Annotated in this window: 3 protein-coding genes; all 3 read right to left on the minus strand. The window is 66.6% G+C overall.

The window, feature by feature from the left end; translation table 11 throughout:
- Window positions 1-177: 177 nt before the first annotated feature.
- Window positions 178-1,392, minus strand: coding sequence for a pyridoxal phosphate-dependent aminotransferase (locus tag ACIRA7_RS16715; RefSeq protein WP_396221963.1), 1,215 nt, complete (start codon window positions 1,390-1,392; stop codon window positions 178-180).
- A gap of 67 nt (window positions 1,393-1,459) precedes the next feature.
- Window positions 1,460-1,984 (minus strand): hypothetical protein, encoded by a 525-nt coding sequence (locus ACIRA7_RS16720; RefSeq protein ID WP_396221964.1) that lies wholly within the window; start codon window positions 1,982-1,984, stop codon window positions 1,460-1,462.
- A 172-nt stretch (window positions 1,985-2,156) separates the two neighbouring features.
- On the minus strand, window positions 2,157-2,571 hold a 415-nt coding region (locus ACIRA7_RS16725; protein ID WP_396221965.1), incomplete at its 5' end, for a hypothetical protein.

A 2,571-nucleotide genomic window follows, 5' to 3' on the forward strand; every position in this document is an offset into this window, starting at 1 on the left:
CGCTGCCGATTTTTGCGAATGCTGTACTGTTGGGGGGGAGCTACTAGGGAGTGCTTGCGGCCGGCACTCACGTGAGTGTGGAGTGGCGAGTTTGAGTGTCGGGTTGTGAGTGACCCATGACTCGAGACCCTCACTCACAACTCCAAGCTCACGTGAGTATCAGCGGACAGCCGCGACCTATCGAATCACCGCCGCATAACTCTTCGCAAACCGAGCAGCATCCGCCGCCTTCATCCCGCATACGCCCACCCGCAGCCCCTCGGGCATCGGCACCACGAACACGTCGGCCGCCTGAAGCGCTTCGCACACCGCAAACGGATCCGGCGGCGCAGGCAACGTCACGAAGAACCCGCCGTCCCACGGGGCGCCCGGCAGTCCCTCGGCCTTGAGCGCGGCGTCGAGCGCCGCCACGCGCTCCGTGAGCACCCCGCGCCAGTGCGCGTGTTCGGCGGCCAAGGCGGCTTGCGCCGCGTCGCTCTTGGTCATGCGCAGCAGCACGCTCATGGGGGCACGGGCGCAGTTGCTCCACGTGCCGCGGCAGCTCGAGACCAACGCGCCCTTGAGCGCAGCGTCGCTGCTCCACGGAAACACCAGCGCACCGGCACGTGATCCGTACAACGTGAACGCCTTGCTGAGACTCAGGCTCGCGCACACCAGCACCGACTGTTCGGCCCCGAACTCGGCATAGTCATCGAGCGCCTCGCGCACATCGTCGGGATTGCGCGCGTAGTCGAGGTACGCGAAGTCCAGCAGCAGCGTGACCGGGCCCTGCGACGCGATATCGCGCAGCACCGACAACAACGTGCGACGGTCGTCGCGCGACAGACTGCGACCGGTGGGGTTGTGGCACGGGTCATTGAGCCACACCAGCAGTCGCCCCTGTTCCTCGAGCAGATCGCGCGCCTTGGCTTCCCAGGCCCCCACGTCGAGCGCTTCGCCGGGGGCGGGATAGGGCGCCGTTTCCAGTCGCACCGCGGCTTCGGCGGCGATGGTGGCGTACGGACCCCAGAAGGGAGCGGCGGTGAGAATGGCCTGCCCGCGCTCCACGAAGTTCTTGAGTGTGAGCGCCAGCGCCCCCGATCCACCGGGCGTGGCCACCGCCACGCCGGGGCTCGTGAGCTGCGGCCAGTGCCGCTGCGTGAGTGCCAGCAGGAAGGCCGGATCACCGGCGATTGGCGCGTACGGCGCGATCTCCATGGGGGTGAGTTCACGCCAGAGCGCCATGACGCTGTCGAGCACCACCAGCTTGCCGTGGTCGTCGAGCAGTGCACCGACTGTCGCATTGATAACCGGCGCCCCCGTGGCCGCCCGTTGCTGCGCGGCCGCGTTGAGCGTGAAGATCAGATCGTCGCCGGCGAAGCCGTGGCGCGAGTCGAGGAGATGAGTGCGCATCCCCCAAAGCTAACGCGGTTATCGCTTACTCGACGGCGCGGTCATCCCGTTCATGCAACGGAAACGCTCACGCAAATTCCAAGTCCAGATCGCCACCGGCCGGCACGGCCGCCCATCTCGCCAGCAGTTCATCCCGCTGCGAGCGCACGCGCTCCAGTTCGTCGTCCGACAGCTGCCACCGCCCCGCCGGTATGGGTTTGCCCACCGCTTCCCGCGACGCCACATACTGCGCCGCCTGCACCGCAAAGGCTTCCGCGGTCATCACCTCACCCTGCCGACGCTCGGCGTCGAAGAACCCTACGATCAGCTCCACCACCAGCGCCTCGTCGGGAATCGGCCCGCGCGGCCACGGCTTGGCGAAGTCGGTGATCTCCCACCCCTCAGCCAACAGTCCGTAGAACCCTCGGCGAAAACCGAGCGTAGTCTCGACCGCGAAATGCGTGAGATCGTGCACCGGCATCACCATCGCGGTCGGTCCATGCAACCGCTGCCACGTGACCGACCCGTCGCGACGCGTACAGCTGAGCGACGCCGAGCCATCAGCGTGCCGCTTGAGGCGGATGTGCAGATCGATGGTGCGTTTTGCCGACATGGATCGAATGGGTCGAGTACTGATGAAATCCCGTGAACCGCAACAGCGTCACCGCGGATTGCGCGGATCACCCACGGATGAACACGTCGCGGGCGACGAGCACGCGTGGTCACTCACGCGCTCATCCGCGGTCATCCGTGCAATCCGCGGTCATGCTGTTCACACGACGTCCTCACCACTGCTGTCCGAACGTGATCAACGCCTTCCACGGTGCCGCCTGGTCCACTTTGCGCGTGGCCCCCACAAACATGCCACCCGAGAAAAAGCGGAGCCCCGCCGTGAGCGACGCCCGGATGCCATCGGTGGGACGCGCCACCGGGGCCCAACTCGCGAGCAGGGTGGAATCGATCGGCGCACCGAGTCGCTCGATGCTCGAACGCGCCGCATCCGTCATGGCATCCGCCCAGCCACTCTGCACCCCCACGCTCAGCCCTGGGGCCAACGCCGGCAGAAAGAAGCGACCGGCGCGAATCGGCTGCCGGAAATACGGACTCGTGTACTGCAGACTTGCCCGCAACACGGCGGCGCGGGAGCCGGCAAACTCCTTGTCTTCATAGCCCGGCAGGTTCTGAAACTTGCCCAATTCG

It is taken from the genome of Gemmatimonas sp. (assembly GCF_044376735.1).
In the GTDB taxonomy this organism is placed as follows: Bacteria; Gemmatimonadota; Gemmatimonadetes; order Gemmatimonadales; family Gemmatimonadaceae; genus Gemmatimonas.